The sequence below is a fragment of the Bradyrhizobium sp. MI1.4 genome (genome assembly GCF_055811315.1).
In genome coordinates, this window is the sequence record NZ_JBVVPP010000003.1 from 337,904 (window position 1) to 354,541 (window position 16,638).

Annotated in this window: 18 protein-coding genes; 9 read left to right on the forward strand and 9 right to left on the reverse strand. The window is 64.8% G+C overall.

Going from position 1 to position 16,638, the window contains the following annotated elements; translation table 11 throughout:
- Positions 1-37 precede the first annotated feature (37 nt).
- Entirely contained in the window at positions 38-1,432 is a 1,395-nt protein-coding gene (locus AC0L23_RS05755; RefSeq protein WP_085352269.1) for a M20/M25/M40 family metallo-hydrolase, read from the forward strand.
- Positions 1,433-1,635: 203 nt separating this feature from the next.
- Here AC0L23_RS05755 and AC0L23_RS05760 read toward each other — a convergent pair whose 3' ends face one another.
- Both AC0L23_RS05760 and AC0L23_RS05765 read right to left on the reverse strand, forming a co-directional pair.
- Entirely contained in the window at positions 1,636-2,415 is a 780-nt protein-coding gene (locus tag AC0L23_RS05760; RefSeq protein ID WP_018456867.1) for a class II aldolase/adducin family protein, read from the reverse strand.
- A gap of 187 nt (positions 2,416-2,602) precedes the next feature.
- Positions 2,603-4,252, reverse strand: a complete 1,650-nt coding sequence (locus AC0L23_RS05765; RefSeq protein ID WP_085352270.1) for an ArnT family glycosyltransferase — start codon at positions 4,250-4,252, stop codon at positions 2,603-2,605.
- 313 nt (positions 4,253-4,565) lie between these two features.
- Here AC0L23_RS05765 and AC0L23_RS05770 point away from each other — a divergent pair, with 313 nt between their 5' ends.
- A complete protein-coding gene (locus AC0L23_RS05770) occupies positions 4,566-5,441 on the forward strand; it encodes a hypothetical protein (RefSeq protein ID WP_085385861.1) in 876 nt (291 codons plus the stop codon).
- Between the two features lie 191 nt (positions 5,442-5,632).
- Positions 5,633-6,049: a Ros/MucR family transcriptional regulator gene (locus AC0L23_RS05775; protein WP_018456864.1), complete on the forward strand. Its 417-nt coding sequence runs from the start codon at positions 5,633-5,635 to the stop codon at positions 6,047-6,049.
- Positions 6,050-6,054: 5 nt separating this feature from the next.
- On the opposite strand, the gene AC0L23_RS05780 is transcribed toward AC0L23_RS05775, so the two are convergent.
- Positions 6,055-6,486, reverse strand: a complete 432-nt coding sequence (locus tag AC0L23_RS05780; RefSeq protein WP_018456863.1) for a SufE family protein — start codon at positions 6,484-6,486, stop codon at positions 6,055-6,057.
- A gap of 68 nt (positions 6,487-6,554) precedes the next feature.
- Positions 6,555-6,980: a DUF5330 domain-containing protein gene (locus AC0L23_RS05785; protein WP_085362369.1), complete on the reverse strand. Its 426-nt coding sequence runs from the start codon at positions 6,978-6,980 to the stop codon at positions 6,555-6,557.
- 384 nt (positions 6,981-7,364) lie between these two features.
- Here AC0L23_RS05785 and AC0L23_RS05790 point away from each other — a divergent pair, with 384 nt between their 5' ends.
- Genes AC0L23_RS05790 through AC0L23_RS05800 form a run of 3 tightly spaced genes read left to right on the forward strand, consistent with a single transcriptional unit; the run spans position 7,365 to position 10,369 of the window.
- Complete coding sequence (locus AC0L23_RS05790) at positions 7,365-9,281, forward strand: PAS domain-containing sensor histidine kinase (RefSeq protein ID WP_094183767.1); 1,917 nt, start codon at positions 7,365-7,367, stop codon at positions 9,279-9,281.
- Positions 9,274-9,969 (forward strand): peptidoglycan-binding domain-containing protein, encoded by a 696-nt coding sequence (locus tag AC0L23_RS05795; protein WP_018458487.1) that lies wholly within the window; start codon positions 9,274-9,276, stop codon positions 9,967-9,969. The genes AC0L23_RS05790 and AC0L23_RS05795 overlap by 8 nt, the downstream gene beginning before the upstream one ends.
- Before the next feature lie 55 nt (positions 9,970-10,024).
- Entirely contained in the window at positions 10,025-10,369 is a 345-nt protein-coding gene (locus AC0L23_RS05800; RefSeq protein WP_018458488.1) for a DUF1491 family protein, read from the forward strand.
- Here the strand turns inward: AC0L23_RS05800 and AC0L23_RS05805 are convergent.
- Positions 10,366-11,352, reverse strand: coding sequence for a DUF2336 domain-containing protein (locus AC0L23_RS05805; protein WP_085362371.1), 987 nt, complete (start codon positions 11,350-11,352; stop codon positions 10,366-10,368). The two genes, AC0L23_RS05800 and AC0L23_RS05805, sit on opposite strands and share 4 nt — an antisense overlap.
- A gap of 254 nt (positions 11,353-11,606) precedes the next feature.
- On the opposite strand from AC0L23_RS05805, the gene AC0L23_RS05810 reads away from it, so the two are divergent.
- Entirely contained in the window at positions 11,607-11,795 is a 189-nt protein-coding gene (locus tag AC0L23_RS05810; RefSeq protein ID WP_027516916.1) for a hypothetical protein, read from the forward strand.
- A 15-nt stretch (positions 11,796-11,810) separates the two neighbouring features.
- A complete protein-coding gene (locus AC0L23_RS05815) occupies positions 11,811-12,572 on the forward strand; it encodes a hypothetical protein (RefSeq protein ID WP_085362372.1) in 762 nt (253 codons plus the stop codon).
- Here AC0L23_RS05815 and AC0L23_RS05820 read toward each other — a convergent pair.
- Positions 12,569-13,426, reverse strand: a complete 858-nt coding sequence (locus tag AC0L23_RS05820) for a LysR family transcriptional regulator (RefSeq protein WP_018458492.1) — start codon at positions 13,424-13,426, stop codon at positions 12,569-12,571. The genes AC0L23_RS05815 and AC0L23_RS05820 overlap by 4 nt on opposite strands.
- A gap of 95 nt (positions 13,427-13,521) precedes the next feature.
- Here AC0L23_RS05820 and AC0L23_RS05825 point away from each other — a divergent pair, with 95 nt between their 5' ends.
- Complete coding sequence (locus AC0L23_RS05825) at positions 13,522-14,349, forward strand: MBL fold metallo-hydrolase (protein ID WP_026233595.1); 828 nt, start codon at positions 13,522-13,524, stop codon at positions 14,347-14,349.
- A 9-nt stretch (positions 14,350-14,358) separates the two neighbouring features.
- Here the strand turns inward: AC0L23_RS05825 and AC0L23_RS05830 are convergent, their stop codons facing one another.
- The 3 genes from AC0L23_RS05830 to AC0L23_RS05840 form a co-directional block, all read right to left on the reverse strand.
- The gene (locus AC0L23_RS05830) at positions 14,359-14,952 is read right to left on the reverse strand and encodes an amino acid synthesis family protein (protein ID WP_018458494.1); all 594 of its coding nucleotides are present in this window, start codon (positions 14,950-14,952) and stop codon (positions 14,359-14,361) included.
- 9 nt (positions 14,953-14,961) lie between these two features.
- Positions 14,962-15,825 carry a fumarylacetoacetate hydrolase family protein gene (locus tag AC0L23_RS05835; protein ID WP_085362373.1) on the reverse strand — a complete coding sequence of 288 codons (864 nt, stop codon included), beginning with the start codon at positions 15,823-15,825 and terminating at the stop codon, positions 14,962-14,964.
- Positions 15,826-15,918: 93 nt separating this feature from the next.
- The gene (locus tag AC0L23_RS05840) at positions 15,919-16,620 is read right to left on the reverse strand and encodes a GntR family transcriptional regulator (protein ID WP_085362374.1); all 702 of its coding nucleotides are present in this window, start codon (positions 16,618-16,620) and stop codon (positions 15,919-15,921) included.
- Between the last annotated feature and the right edge of the window lie 18 nt (positions 16,621-16,638).

A 16,638-nucleotide genomic window follows, 5' to 3' on the forward strand; every position in this document is an offset into this window, starting at 1 on the left:
CCGACGTCTCGGGATTCGAACGCAGGGAATACGACCAATGGCAAATGCGCAGCTTCAATCCGTGCTCGACCACATCGACAAGGAGTTCGACAACAGCCTGGAGCGCCTGTTCTCGCTGTTGCGGATCAAGTCGATCTCCGCCGATCCGGCCTTCGCGGCCGATTGCAAGGCGGCGGCCGAGCATCTTGCCAGGGACATCGCGAGCCTCGGCGTTGCCACTGAAGTGAGGCCAACCGCCGGCCATCCCGCGGTCGTCGGCAAGAGCGTCGCGGGCGGCCGTCCGCATGTGCTGTTCTACGGCCACTATGATGTGCAGCCGGTCGATCCTCTCGAGCTCTGGCACCGTCCGCCATTCGAGCCTGTTGTGACCGACCATGCCGATGGTCGCAAGATCATCGTGGCGCGCGGCGCCGAGGACGACAAGGGCCAGGTCATGACCTTCGTCGAGGCCTGCCGCGCCTGGAAGAAGGTGACGGGGTCGCTGCCGATCGACGTCACGTTCCTGATCGAAGGCGAGGAAGAAGTCGGCTCGAAGAACTTCGTGCCCTTCATCGAAGCCAACAAGGACGAGTTTAAGGCTGACTACGTGCTGGTCTGCGACACCGGCATGTGGGACCGCAACACGCCGGCGATCACGACCTCGCTGCGCGGCCTGCTCTATGAGGAGCTCAAGATCACCGCCGCCAATCGCGACCTGCATTCCGGCGTGTTCGGCGGTAGCGCGATGAACCCGATCCGGGTGCTGACCAAAATTCTCGGCGCGCTGTTCGACGACGACAATCGCATCACCATTCCGGGCTTCTATGATGGGGTGAAGGACACGCCGCCGGATATTCTCGCGCAGTGGAAGAAGCTCGATTTCACGCCGGACACATTCCTCAAGCCAGTTGGGCTATCGATACCGGCCGGCGAGAAGGGCAGGCTCCTGGTCGAGCAAGCTTCCACGCGTCCGACCTGCGACGTCAACGGCATCTGGGGCGGTTATATCGGTGAGGGCTCGAAGACGGTGATCCCGTCGCACGCCTCGGCCAAGGTCTCGTTCCGACTGGTCGAAGGGCAGGATCCGCAAAAGATCCGCAAGGCTTTCCGTGAGTACGTGACGGCGCGCATTCCGGGAGACTGCAAGGTCGAGTTCGGCGACCACTCTGCCGGGCCTGCAATCGCGCTCGACTGGAACATGAAGCCGCTCGCCGCGGCCAAGACCGCGCTGACCGAGGAATGGGGCAAGGAGACCGTGTTGATGGGCTCGGGCGCCTCGATCCCGATCGTCGCGGACTTCAAGCGTACGCTTGGGCTGGATTCGCTGCTCGTCGGTTTCGGCCTCGACGACGACAATATCCACTCGCCGAACGAGAAGTACGACCTCCGCAGTTTCCAGAAAGGCATCCGTTCCTGGGCCCGCATCCTCGCGGCGCTGGCGGAGGTGAAGTAGGGCGCAGTGCGTAGGGTGGGCAAAGGCGCAAAGCGCCGTGCCCACCATCTGTCCCGGATCGCGATCGGCAATGGTGGGCACGCTTCGCTTTGCCCACCCTACGAGACCTTACAAATAAAAACGCTGCCCGGAATTGGGCGGCGTTTCATTCCAAAAGGCGTAGAGGTTCGTTGACCGTTACCCTACACCAAATCCCGAAAATTTCAAGAGCGGTAGCCCGGAAGCTCGCGGTCCAGCTTGCGTAGCAGCGGTGGCCACACGAGGTTGGTGGCGCGCAGCTCGGCGCGGTCGCGGTTGGCGAGCAGCTCGGTGTTCTTGTCGATCGCGACATCGTCGACCGGGTAGACCGGCGTGCCCAGCGCGCGCGTACGCACCTGCATCGAGCAGGCTCGCTCGAGGTGATACATGCGCTCGAAGGCCGAGGCGACCGAGCGCCCGACCGTCAACGTGCCGTGGTTGCGCAAGAGCATGTGGTTGTGGTCGCCTAGGTCCTTCTGCAGCCGCGGCCGCTCGTCGTGGTCGAGGGCGATACCTTCGTAGTCGTGATAGGCGAGGTCGTGGGTGACGAGCTGGGCGGTCTGGTTCAGCGGCAGCAGGCCTTCGGCGCTGCTCGAGACAGCGGTGCCGTCGAGGGTGTGAAGATGCAGCACGCAGATGGCGTCCTCGCGAACCTCGTGGATCGCCGAGTGGATGGTGAAGCCGGCGGGGTTGACGCTGTATTCGCTCTCGGAGAGCTGGTTGCCGTGCAGATCGACCTTGACGAGGCTCGACGCCGTGATCTCGTCGAACATCAGCCCGTAGGGGTTGATGAGGAAATGATGGTCGGGGCCGGGCACGCGCGCTGAGATGTGGGTGTCGACCAAGTCGTCCCAGCCGTAGAGCGAGACGAGGCGATAGCAGGCGGCGAGATTGACCCGTTGCTGCCACTCGGCCTCCGTCATGTTCGACGGCACTTCCTTCAGGCGCGCTTCCGCTGGCGACATGGCTGATCTCTCCGAACATCGTTGTTGCAGGGAGGGAGCGTAGTCCTGCCGCGACCTGCCAGCAAGGCACACAAAGCGCGGCAGTCCAGCGTAGCCCGCATGAGCGAAGCGACATGCGGGGCTGCCTGATAGGCCCCGGATGTCGCTGCGCTCATCCGGGCTACGGTCCTACAAGAGAGAAGAATTTTTACGGCGCCGGGATCGAGAGCAGGCTGGAAATGCTGCTGCCGCGGATATCGTAGACGCGGGCGAACACCACGTCGTCGCGCTTGATCTCGACCAGCACGGGGGCGGTGAGGCCCTTGCAGTAGAACTCACCGAGCGTCATGGCGAAATCGGCGGCATTGGAATCCCAGCCAATGGTGAAGTCGGGGCCGAGCGCGACCTGGGCGGGACGCTGCGGACCGCACACGGCGACCTTCCATTTCCGATTGCGCGGCGGCACTTCCTGGCGTTCGACCAGCTGCTCGCGCAATTCGTCGGAGGCCTGCTTCAGCGCGAGGCCCCAATAATCCAGCATGAAGCGGTCGTCGGCGCCGCGCACGGTGCCGGCGATGTGGTTGAAGTGGGTGTATTGATAGGGATGCAGGCGGATCATCTCGGCGAGCGAGAGCGCAAGGCCAAAGCAGAAGGTGGCGAGCACGACCGGCTGCCAGGTGCGATGATTGGCGCGCAGGCGCTCCATGGCCCAGCCAAAGGCGAGGCCGCCGAGCACCGCCATCGGCGGGATCACGAAGACGAAATGGCGGATGCCATTGTACAGCGCCGGTCGCTTCACCATCGCGATCGCGAGCGGCAGCGTCGCGGCGAGCGTGAGCATCAGCAGGATGGTCTTGCGGCGGGCTGGGACCTCGCGGCGGGGCAGCATAACCAAGGTGCCGATCACGGCGCCGAACGTCAGCACCAGCATCACCTCGGGCAACTGAAGTGCGAACAGCGTCGGCAGATAGGACCAGGGCATGTCAGGCACGGATACGATCGCGCCGTCGAACATCTCCTTCCAGGGTTTCTCGAAGAAGTGCGAGAAGTAGGTCAGCGCCTCGAAGGGATTGCCGGGCTCCATGATCGACCACGGCCAGATCAGCCCCATCACGAGATAGCCGAGCACGAGGCCGGGCAGCAGCACGTAGACGACATGAGCGAAGCGTCGGACCGACTCGCGCAGGCCCTCGCTGCGCAGTTCCTCCAGGAACAGCGGCATGAAGCCGATTACGGCATAGACCAGCGCAAGGCCGCCGAGGATGCGGGTGCCGAGCGAGAGGCCGGCACCAAGGCCGACGATCAAGATCGTGCGCGGCGAAGGCTGCGGATATTCCTCGGCGAGGCGCACAAGGCCCAGCATCAGGATGATCATGGCCACGGCGAAGGGCGCATCCTTCGGGTTCATGAACATGTGGCCGTAGAAGATCGGGCAGAGCGCGAGCAGCAAGAGTGAGGCAAGTCCCGCAAGCGGGCCGCCGATACGGCGGCCGAGCCGCCACGTCACGGCAAGTCCGATCACGCCGACGACGGCGCCGACCAGACGGCGCGTCTCGAACAGCTCGAGCGGAATCACCTTGTGCAGGAGGGCCGCGACCATGTCGAAGCCGCCGCCATACATATAGAGGTTGGCGAAGGAGAGTGCCGCGGTGTCCTTGAAACCGGAACCGAACATGCGCAGCAGCAGGTCGGCATATTCGGCGTGGGTGTAGTCGTCCCAGCCGAGCCCATAGTCGCGGAAGGTCAAGCCTGCAATGACGGCGACCGCAGCCAGCACCAGCATGGCGAGATCGTCGCAAGTCCGTTCAACCGAGCGCCGCAGAGGCGTGTCGATCGCCGAAGTCGTGATGGATGTCATGGCTATTGGTGACCCGGAATCCCCTCTTGGCCCTGCTGGTGCGCGCGGGCCTGCTCCCCGGAATCCCTATAGCGCAGTTCCATTACCAAGTAATTGGGCATTATGGCTAAATTCCTGATGCAACGCAGCAAATCCGACCAACTTGAGAGCAGCCTAGAAGTAGCGAGCCGTAGCTGAAGGGAATGTGAATAAGTCCCTGATTTCCTTTCCTTTAGGAACGCAGCCTATAATTCGACGTTGGCGTGGAACACCGGATGACGGTATCGTGGCGTGACGAGTGTCGCGTATGGCTGCGCGGCCGGGGGTGAGTTCGATGGCGTTGGCATTGTTGATCGCGGGGATTTTCGCCGTTTTGGCGGGCCTCCTTGCGATCCTGTTCGGCTTCACCGTCAGGGAATTCAGTCTCGGCAGTACCCTCATAATCTCCGGTACCATCGGCGTCTGCTCCGGACTGTTACTGGCCGGCCTCTACGTGGTGGTCGCGGAGTTGAAGGGCATCGCTCGCCGGCTGGCTGGATCAATTGCACCATCCGACGTTCGGGTCAGGCCCGTGCTGCCGGGTCTCGGGATGGCCGGGACGCCTGCCCCCGCGCCTGAGCCGGCGGGCGCCGAGAAGATGGAGCCGGCGCCGCCATTGCCGGCCGCAGGACCGCTGCCTTGGCAGAACGAAGCAGCCGCGCGCGAGCGTCCGCGCGTCGAGCCGCCGCCAGCGCCGGAAGCTCCGAGCCCGCCTGAGGTTCCGGAACCGCCGCGCCGGCGCAACCTGTTGTTCGCCTCGACCTCCCGCAAGGAGCGTGAGCGCGCGGAAGCGAAGACCGGCGAGGGCTTGCCGCCGCTGCCGCATGCCGAGCCGTCGGCGGAGCCTGCCGCCCCGGAGACGCCGCCTGCGAGCTTTGACGACGCCTGGCCGAAGCCGGACCGTATGAGGCCTCCGGAGCCGCCGGCCGCCGCGCGGCGCCCGCCACCGCGCTCGCCGTCGACCTTCGCTGAGCCTGCTCCGCCGCCCGCACCCGAGCCTGCGGCTGCGGCCGAGCAGACGCCTGTGACCGTGCTCAAATCCGGCATCGTCGACGGCATGGCTTATTCGCTCTATTCCGATGGCTCGATCGAAGCCCAGATGCCTGAGGGGATGATGCGCTTTGCCTCGATCGACGAGCTGCGCTCCCACCTCGACCAGCGCGGCGCTTGAGAGCGGGCGCAGGCAAATCTGGTGCAGGCAAAACGCTAGGGTAGACAAGTAAAGCGGTGGTGTTCTTGTCACTTCGTCAGTAAATCAGCCCGGATTCCTTAGTCGTCCCATTTCAGCCGAACGTATTGTTGACACGGAATACTTTGGCGTCGTCTCTCGCGTGAGACGCAAGGTGGAGAAAGGCGGGGCCGATGTCGGATGCTGGGGCTAAGAATTTCGTTGAGCTGACGGCGGGCATCGTGTCGGCCTATCTCAGCAACAATCCAACGCCTGCGGCTGAGATTCCGAATCTGATCAGCCAGGTGCATGGCGCGCTGGTGCGCGTTTCGTCAGGCCGCACCGAGACGGCGCCGCTCGAGCCAGCGAAGCCGGCGGTCTCGCTGAAGAAGTCGATCGCGCCCGATTATCTGGTTTGTCTGGAAGACGGCAAGCGCTTCAAGTCGCTGAAGCGCCATCTGCGCACCCAATACAACATGACGCCGGAGCAATATCGCGAGAAATGGGGCCTGCCGGCCGACTATCCCATGGTCGCACCGAACTATGCGGTGGCCCGCTCGCAGCTTGCGAAGCAGATGGGACTGGGACAGCAGCAGCGGAAGCGGAAGTAGAGTTTCTACGACGCTTCCGCGAGCGCCTCTTTCGCGTCGGTCTTGATCCGCTCGACCATCGAGCGCAGGCCGTTGGAACGCTGCGGCGTCAGATGGTCGCGAAAGCCGAACTCGTCGAATACGGCAATGGCGTCGGTCGCAAGAATCTCCTGTGGCGTGCGGCCGGAGTAAAGCGACAGAACGATCGCGACCAGCCCGCGCACGATGTGGGCGTCACTGTCGCCGCGATATGTCAGGATCGGCGCGCCGTCATCGCGACGATCAATCAGCTTCTGAAGCCAGACCTGGCTGACACAGCCATTCACCTTGTTCTCGGCCGAATGCTCGGCTTCGGACATCGGTTCCAGGGTGCGGCCGAGCTCGATGACGTACCGATAGCGGTCGTCCCACTCGTCCAGAATCTCGAAATTGTCCCTGATTTCATCGATCGTCGTCATGCTGGCCCAAAGTTCCCGTTCAGGCCAATATAGGGACGCAAAGCGCCGAAATCGATAGGGTTTGGGCGCTAATTCGCTGTCGCGGGCGCCGGGCCGCGCCATTCCAGCGCGAGGTCGTCCTGGGACAGGGTGTCGCGCGGCGCCTCGCTCGCAGCAAGATCGCCTTCGCCGGCCAGCGCGATCGAGCCGGTGTGGTCGGGCGCCTTCTTGTCGGGCTTCTCGAGCTGTTCTTTCTTGTCGTTAATGATCTGGTAGATCTTCTTTGCGCCGTCCTGCGCCCGCTGGCCGATGATGGTGGCGGCCTGTCCGCCGACCTCGCACGCCGTCGGCTGGCGCTTGCAGAACTGGGTCATGTCGGAGACGGCCGCGGTCGCAGCCTGCACCGCGTCGGCAGCGCCGATCTGCGGCAGCTTGTCCGATTCGGGCGTCTTGTCCCGCGGCAGGAGCACCAGCACCAGCCCGAGCCAGAATGTGATGCGAAGCAGAAAGCGCATCTTGCGACCTGTATGTTAGATCCCGCCGCGGCGATCTCCGCGGATGTCGGACCTAGCAACTCTCGATAAATCGCAAGTGATTGCCTTCCGCTTAATTCGCGGAAAATTGACTCAAGAATCTTTGCTATCGATGGTGTCGTAAATTTTCGATTGACGTCCGTGCCGTGAGCGCTGCCGCCACGCCCGTCCACCATTTCGAAACCATGCGGATCACGGTGAAACCCTGTGTTCACCATCCTCGCCGATGACGTCGTCAAATCGTCTAAAAAGCCCTGCGATGACGGGGTGTCCGGCGGCGCGCCGCGATGCCTTAGTGTTCGTTTAAGGTCGCTCTGACACGGTGGCTCAACGATAAGGAGGCGTTCCGGCGCGTCTTCCCGACGAATGAGCCGAAGCGCGAGACCCGTGACAGTTTTGAGTATCATCCGCGATTGTCTCGATGCGCTGCTGCATCCCTCCGCGCGTTACGACGCGCTGACGCGAGCGCGCCATCGTGCCTTCATGGCCCCGCGGCTGCTCGGCAGCCTAGCCGCCTTTGCCGCATTCCCGGTCTATCTCGCCATGCGCGGCGCGCCGAGCGCGATCGAGGTGGCAGCCTTCGCCTGGCTGATTGCGCCGATCCTGTTGTCCTGGTTCCTGTCGCGCACCGGCCGTTACGAAGGCGCGCATGTGCTGTCGTCGCTGGCGCTCTCGGGCCTGATCATGGCGGTTGCGGTGACGACCGGCGGCATCGAATCATTCGCCGCAATCTGGCTGGTTGTCGTTCCCCTCGAAGCTGCGCTGTCGGCCTCGCGCCGCGTCGCGGCCTTTGCCTCGCTGCTGGCGCTGTCCTGCGCCGGCATCCTGATCCTCGTCAGCCAGCTCGGCTGGCTGCCGATTGGCGATACCAGCGCTGCGGAACGCGGCGTGCTGATAGCGATCGGCGTCGCCTCGGCGACGCTCTATGCCGCAGGTCTGGCCTTCGGAGCGGAATCGCTCGCGCGCACCAGCGTTGCGCTGCTGTTGCGTGAGGAAGAGCGTTACCGCCTCCTGGCGCGGAACATGAGCGACGTCATCTCGCGGCATCAGCGCAACGGCGCGGTGCAGTTCATTTCACCGGCGGTGGAAGCCATGCTCGGCGTGCCCGTCGCGCAACTGCTCGGCCACGGCCTGTTCGATCGCGTCCATGTCGCCGATCGGCCGGCGTATCTGACGGCGCTGTCCGATGCCGCGCGCGGCGACGTGCGCAGTGTCGAGTTCCGGTTGCGCCGGGAGCGTGCCGGCTCTGAGCGCGGCCAGGTTGATTTCATCTGGGTCGAGATGCGCTGCCGCCCGCTCGATCAGGATATGGGCCGTGATGCCACGCGCGAGGCCGATGTCGTCGCTGTGATGCGCGATGTCACCGACCGCAAGCTCGGGGAGCAGGCGTTCGATCAGGCGCGCAGCGCTGCAGAGGCGGCGGACGCCGCCAAGACGCGCTTCCTCGCCACCATGAGCCATGAGCTGCGCACGCCGCTGAACGCCATCATCGGCTTCTCCGAGATGATCACGCAGGAGCAGACCTTGATGCTGGGCGCGGCCCAGCGGAGGGAATACGCCCAGCTCATCAACGATTCCGGCCAGCATCTGCTCTCGGTCGTCAACGGCATCCTGGACATGTCCAAGATGGAGTCGGGCAATTTCGAGATGGCGTCCGAACCGTTCGCGCCGCGTGCATCATTGATGCATTGCTGCAATCTGCTGGCGCTGAAGGCGCGGGAGAACGGCGTCGATCTCGTCACCGATGCGCCGCAGGATCTGCCTGTCATGACCGGCGATCCGCGCGCCTTCAAGCAGATCGTGCTCAACCTCGTCGCGAACGCCGTCAAGTTCACCGAGCGTGGCGGTCAGGTCACCGTAACGGCCGCGGTCTCGGGCTCGCAGCTTGCGCTGCGCGTCAGCGACACCGGTATAGGCATCGCGCCTGACGATCTCAAGCGCATCGGCGCGCCGTTCTTCCAGGCCGGCAAGACCTATCAGCGCCGTCACGAAGGCACCGGCCTCGGACTTTCGATCGTGAAGAGCCTCGTGGCGTTGCATCTCGGCGAATTGACGGTACAAAGCAGGCTCGGCGAGGGCACTGCCGTCACCGTCAAGCTGCCGCTCGTCTACACGCCGCAAGCCAAGACGTCTGATATGAAGACTTCTGATGGCAAGATGTCCGACAGCAAGGCGAGCGAGAGCAAGATCGCGACCCTGACGCCGGTGCTACGCCAGGAAGTTCAGGACCATCCTCACGACCAAGTTCAGGACCAACCCGCTCTGGTGAAGAAAAGTGCCTAAAAAGTCTGCCAAGGACGAAGCCGCTCCGCGCCGCCGTGGCGCCAAGGCCGCGGTCATCGATGTCGAGACCGAGCGCAATCTCGTGCTGCGCGTGCTGCTGCATAGCCCCAAGGATACCCTGGCCGGTCTCGTCGCCGTTGCCGCCATCGGCGCGATCGTTGCCAATGCGCTGTTCCTGCAGACCGGCCGGCATCCAGCGCCGATGTTCGGCACCGTGATCAATCTTCCCGCACCGTCGTCCCTGGCGCTGTCGAACCCCTTGCCGCGTCCGCGTCCCGTCGGCGCCGATACTTCGCCGCTCGAGCCGAGAGCGACGGAGTTTCGTGCCGAACCCAGACCTGCGGAAAAGCCGCCTGAAAGGCCTGTCGAGGCGACCGCATCGACGCCGCGCTCGGGCGATCCCATGACCAATCTGGTCAAGCAAACGATTTCGGCGCCGCCCTCCGTCACGCGTCCTCCGGCGCCGATCCCCGTGCAGCAGAGCCCGGCCGCGCGGCGCATCGCCGGCGTGCAGCGCGCGCTGTCCGAATATGGCTACGGGAATTTGAAGATCACGGGCGCGATGGGCGCCGAGACCCAGTCCGCGATCCAGAAATTCGAGCGCGAGCACAAGATGCAGGTCACCGGCCAGCTGTCCGACCGCCTGCTCCGCGAGCTCGGTGCCGCGATCGGACACCCCGTCGAATAGTCGTGACTGTTGCGAAGGCTGGTGCTGATTGCAGCGCTGTCCTATCGTGCGCTCCATGCGTTTGAAATCAAATATCTGGGTCTCAGCCTATCTGCGCCGGTGCCAGACCGAGGGCGTGTACGGCGCGGTGCGGCGTCGCGGCGCGGAGGAGGCGGGTGCGGTGTTCGTGAAGGTCTCGCTGCTTGACGGCAATGCGATGCTCTATGTGCCGGCGCCGCAGACCTCTTATGACGACGGTCGGCCGGTCGATCGCTTCTTTGTGCCGCTTGCACCGCAACCGATGCCGGAGCCCGCGGTGGAGGAGCGCCTGACCAAGGAAATCCGCTTCGACTCCGATATCTGGATCGTCGAGACCGAAGACCGCGCCGGGCGGCATTTTCTCGAGCTGGCGAAGGCCTAACGATCCGATCCGTCAGTCCCTGTCCGCACCGCGGGCGCGGAGCCGGGCTGCACGCCCGGGCGCGTCTGGCTTGCGCCCGCACGTGCGCGCTGGCGCTCGCTGTCATGCAGCGAGGGCTGGTACTTTGCGCGGGTGACGGCGAGCGTCGAGCCGCGCCAGGCGGCCAGCATCACCAGCGCCGCGCGATCGCTGAGGCGATCGTAAAGACGCGACAGCCGGTACACGTCGGTCACGGAGTTGCCGATCTCCGGCTTGAAGAACAGCAGGATACGCTGGAACACCGGGCTCGGCATGTCGAGCGCGCGCGCGGCGACTGCGAGCGCTTCGCCGCTTGCATCGTCGACGATCTGGGCTGCGACGCGCGAGGGCAGGATCAGGCTGTCGCCGAGCTCGGAGGTGAAATTCTCGACGTCGCCCGCGATCGCCGCCATCTCGAGGATCTGGATCGCGCGCTTGGCGCGCACGGTCGGAATCCGCGGCGCCGCCTTCAGCGGGGTCTGCGCCAGATTGTGCAGGATCAGCGCGCGCTCGGGGGCGCCGGCGCGGAAGAACATGTCGTGGATATCGGCCGCGTCCGTTGGCTGCATTGCCATGTTCGAGGCCATGCGCAGCTCGGCGTCGCTTGGCGTGCGAACCGGCAAGGGGGCAGGAGGGGGAGCAGAGGCGGGCGCCGGGATTTCGCGCGCGAGCGGAACCCTGCGGCCCTCCTGCGCGGCCGACAGTCCGAGCTTCTGCATGATCGGGGCGGGCGTCGACGGATAGATCGCAAGCCGCGCCTTGACGGCCGCGCGCGTCGCGTCGTCGACCTGGTCGATCAGTCGTGTGGCGAGCTCGACGAACTGGCGCTGCTCGTCGTCGCTGTGGGTGCTCGACTGGACATAGAGGTCGGTCAGCACGCGCAGCAGCGTCGGACGAACATCGACGCCTTCGCGACGGGAGAGGGTCATCAGCCCGTCGAATCCTGGAAACAACGACTTGGTCATGGAGAGATACGCGACCTGGAAGAGATACTCGCCGGCAGCCTATCGCGGGCTCCTTTAAAGGCTCGTTAAGGAAAACGAGGCGTGAAGCCGAACGGGCAATTTGAAGCGTTCTCGTGCCGCAACGGGACGGCCGGGTCCCGCCCGTGCGGTTACGGTCCCGCCGGCACGTTTACACCCCGTTAACCATGAACTGATCTTAATGAATGCATGTTGCAGAGGCGCGCCGGGTCGCGCGGCAATTGAAGAGAGCTGATATGGGGACCATCATCGAATTTCCGGCGGGTCGCCGGGTGAGCGCGTCGGGGGACGTGGCTCCGCGCGCGGACATGGGCACGATTTTGATCCTTCCCGTGATCCGCATCGAGCGCGAGAGCGACGAAACCAGCGGCGATCACGGGCCGGAGCAGGGCACAGCGCCGGGGCGCCGTCGTCGTCGCCGCTAGCCTTCGGCCTTTGCAATGCCGGAGAACCTCCGCCAGATCCGGCCCGTCGTAACGGCCATCATGCTCGCAGTGCTGGGCGCGACGCTTGCCGCCTGTAGTGGCGGCGATTTCGGCCGGACCCGCGCCGACATGCGCAGCGACGACATGCATCGCTGGCTGGGCGCGGAAGTCACCTCCAGCGTCGGTCTGAAGCCATCCCAATTCCAGCTCACCGACGAGGAGCGCCAGCTTCGCGACCTCGCCTATCCCCTGATCGAGCCGCCGCTGTCGCGGCCGGCCTGGAAGAGCGTGTTCGGCGACTACAAGGCGCTGCCCGCGCCCTGGCGGCAAAAGATCGTGTTCGATCGCACCATGTATGGTCGCACGCTGATCGACGAGCCGCACCGTTCGCACTCCTCGCGCTATACGCAGCTGATGGAGGACGTGCGCAACGACATCACCCGCTTCGAGCCGTTCTTCGCCTCCGCGATCCGCGTCATCGACCTCGACAAGAAGCGCAATGCCAGCATGGCGCGCGTCTCCTCCCTCTCGCCGAAGGAGAAGGAGGACGCGGTCGAGCGCATGCAGGAGAATTCGCTGATCATCCAGTGGGTGCAGCAGTGCCTCGAGCAGCGCGTGTCGTCCTATCGCTGGGGTCTGGAGCGGCTGGTGATCCAGGCGCCCGACGGCATGGCCGCCGATGCCGACCGCCTGATCGGCGAACTCGCCGCCCAGACCGCCAACCCGCCGGTCGCGGCCCAGCCGCCCTACGGCCGTGCGGTCGTCTCGAAGGGTTAGGATTTTCCGCGGGCGCGCGATCGTTGCCCCGCGGGCTTGCGCCGCTGCTTCCGGAGCTTGCTGACAAGATCCTTCAGCGCATCCGGTAGCGGCACGGATGCGCGATAGGCGAGCCCGACCTCGCGCTTGACCTTGACCTCGATCTCGCGCACCGCGACATCCGGATTGCCGCGCGCTACCCCTTCCGGGACGATGGCGATGCCAACGCCGGCTGCGACCAGCGCCATGGCCCAATCCTCTGATTGCGCGATCGCCGCGGTCTGTCGGGCCTGCGGGTTGCGGCGGAAGAACTCGCTTTGCTCGCAATGGCAGCGGTCGATCAAGGGGACGCCGGCGAGATCGGCGGTGCGAAGCTTTTCCTTCAGGGCCAGCGGATGCGACGGCGGCAGCGCTGCGACATAGCGCTCGCTCCACAGCGCCACGAAATGTTCGTCAGCGCGCAGCACGCTCTTGGAGATGATCCGCGCGTCGGCGCGCTCGTCGCTGCCGACGAGGCGGAGTGCGATGTCGGCGCGCGCCGTCAGCGGCTTGAGCAGTGCGATCGTCCGGGGCACGTCGAGCGTGCGCATCAGGCCGAGCGTCACATTGGTTTTGGTGCTCGGTCTCCTGAACAGGCTGCGCGCCGCGTCGGTCTCGTCGATGATGCGGCGGGCGAGCGTGTGAAACTGCTCGGCCGAGGCGGTTGGCGCGACGCCCTTCTTGTGCCGGATGAACAGCGTGGTGCCGAGCTCGGCCTCCAGATGGGTGATCGCGGTGGAGATCGACGGCTGCGAAACGAAGCAGACGCGCGCCGCCGCGGTCAGGTTGCGCTCGCGGTAGACGGCGGCGAAGTAGCGGAGTTCGCGTATGTCCATAGGATATGCCTAGAGATATTATCAATATTCGATATTTTACCTATGGATCTAACGATGACAAGAACGCTCTGCTCACAACAGGCAGGGAACGCGCGATGAAAATTCACCATCTCAACACCGGCACGATGTGCCCGATGGGGCGGCGCCTCGTGAACGGCACCGGCAGCCTGTTCCAGCGCGCCCGCATGGTCTGCCATTGCCTGCTAGTGGAGACCAATGACGGGCTCGCCCTGGTCGATACCGGCATTGGACTTGGCGATATCGCAACGCCCGATCGGCTGGGACGACGATGGCTGCGGCAGACCGCGCCAAGGCTCGATCCGGCGGAGACGGCGGTGCAACAGGTGAAGGCACTCGGCTATTCCCCCAAGGACGTGCGCCATGTGCTGCTGACCCATCTCGACCGCGATCACGCTGGCGGCGTGCCGGACTTCCCGCATGCCGCGATCCATGTCCATCGCGCCGAATACGACATGGCGGTGCAGCGCAAGCCGGCGCCGCCGGAAGGGCGCTATGTCACCGGGCAGTGGAGCCATGGACCGAGCTGGACATTCTATGGCGAAGCCGGCGAAGACTGGTTCGGTTTCAAGGGCGTGCGCGCCCTCGGCGACGCAGAGGCGGACATCCTGATGATCCCGCTCGCCGGCCATACGCTCGGCCATTGCGGTATCGCGGTGCGATCAGGCGACAAATGGCTGCTGCACGCCGGCGACAGCTATTTCCATCACGGCCAGCTCGACGCATCGCCCCGCATGCCGCTGGTGCTGGGCTATTTCCAGCGTCGCGCCGACATGGACCGCGGCATGCGGATCGCCAACCAGGTGCGACTGCGCGCGCTGAAGCTGAACCACGGCGAACGCGTCACGATCGTCAACAGCCATGATCCCGTCGATTACGAGCGTTGCCGCTGCAACGCGCATTGATCGCGCCCGTCAGCGCTGTCCGTCGTGCGCGGAGATCGCGGATGCCGCGAGGCCTCCGATGCGCGCGTGAGGCCGGCCGCCGGTCGCCATCACGAGCCCGAAGGCGATCTCGTCGCGCCGTGGTGAATCCCACAGCGTCATCTCCGCGGTGCCGAAATGGCTGCGGACATAGGCGGCGTGGATGTGCCCGAGCGGAACCATGAGCCGCGTGCCCGGACCGCCGATGGTCTTCGCCGCCGGAACGATCGCCTTGGGCTGACCGAGCACCTCGCGCATGCCCTGACCGCCGGCCTCGTGCCAGACCGCGCCGTGCTCGAGCTCGCCGTCCTCGCCGACGATGATGCCCTTGCCATAGGCTTCGATCTGCGCGGCGCCGCCGAGCTGCGCGATCAGCCGTGTTGCGAGCTCGCGCCCGAGTTCGCGCAAGGATGCCTGAAACGGCATCAGGTCGGGTTCGAAGCGGCCCGCGAAAGGATTGCGGATCACCGCAATGGCCGTCCCGACCAGCAGAGGCTTCTCCAGCCGGGGACCGCGCTCGTGCCAGGTGGTCTCGACGCTAAGCGCGGTCTTGCGGATGTCATGGGACACGTCTTGAGACGACATGCGCAGGCGCTATGCTTCGTCGACGACGGGATTGCGCAGCACGCCGATGTTCTCGATCTCGACCTCGACCACATCGCCGGGCGTGAGGAAAACAGGCGGCTTGCGAGTGAAGCCGACGCCGGCCGGCGTGCCGGTGGCGATGACGTCGCCGGGGACGAGGTCGAAGATGGTCGAGCTGTACTCGATCAGCCGCGGAATCGAGAAGATCAGCATCGAGGTGTCGGACGACTGCACCACCGCGCCGTTGACGCGCGTCTCGAGCTTCAATTTGGTGGGATCGCCGATCTCGTCCGGCGTCACCAGCCATGGTCCGAACGGGCCGGTGCCGACGAAGTTCTTGCCGGAGGCGATCTGCTGGGCGTGACGCTGCCAGTCGCGCACGCTGACGTCGTTGTAGATCGAATAGCCCGCCACGTGATCCCAGGCGTCGGCCTGGCTGATGTGACGGCCGCCCTTGCCGATGACCACGGCAAGCTCGCCCTCCCAGTCGAAATTGTCCGAGACTTTCGGCCGGATCACCGGCGCGTTGTGCGCGACCTGGGAGCGCCAGACGCGGAGGAAGATCGGCGGAAATTCCGTGATCTCGCGCTTCATCCCGAACGCCACGGCTTCATTGTGGTGGTCGAGATAATTGCGCACGGCGCAGACGATCTTCTCCGGACGCGGGATCACCGGCAGATATTTGACGTCACTGAGCGCCATTGTGGGCTTGTGCCCAGCGACGATGGCCTCGCGCCGCGCATAGTCGTCGCTGCCGAGGAAGTCCGCGAGAACAGGGTACTGGGGCAGGGCGCGACCGAGATCCACGACACCATTTTCGGCAACGGCGCCCCAGCTTTCCCGATTCCCGTCCAAAAACGACAGCAGCTTCATGGTTACGCCTCAAAGGTTGGCATTTTCGATCTTGGCTATTATTTTCGAAAATGGACCGAGGCGCAAGCCCACGGCGATAAAAAGCCGTGTCGCCTATTCAGTATCGAGCAGGTGCGCGGCGTAGGTCGCGACGTTGTCGGCGGTCGAGCGGATATGCGTCTCGATCAGTTGCACCGCGAGATCCGGATTGCGCGAGATGGCGGCCTGCATGATCGCCTGGTGCTCGCCGGCCTTGTCACGTGGGCGCGGCCGGAAATTGGCCGAAAGGTGCCGATAGCGCTCGGCGCGATCGAACAGATCGGCGCGAATGGCGAGGAGTGTCGCGGAGCCGCAGGCGGACACCAGCGCCTGGTGGAATTGGCGGTGGGCGATCTTCCATTCGGGATCGCGCAGCGGATGTTCCGGATCGCGCTGCTCGATTCGCTTCAATCTGTGCAGGGTCGAGATGACGGCGATTTCCCAGTCGTCGTCGCCCCGCTCGATCGCGCGGCGGATCAATTCCACCTCGATCAGCACCCGGGCATCGGTGACTTCCACCAGGTCCTGGCGGCTGACCGGCGCCACGCGAAATCCGCGCTGCTCCTGCGCGTCGACCAGGCCTTCGGCGGTAAGCGCCGTCAGCGCCTCGCGCAGCGTCGTGAAACTTACGCCGAATCGTTCGCGCAGGACGTCGAATCGCAGCGGCTCGCCCGGCGGAAGTGCGCAGGCAATGATCTCCTCGCGCAGCCGATGGGTGATGTCGGCGGCAACGGTCTTGCCGAATTCCTTGCGGGAGCGAATGGCGCTTTCGGACATGATTTCTGTCATTTGAAT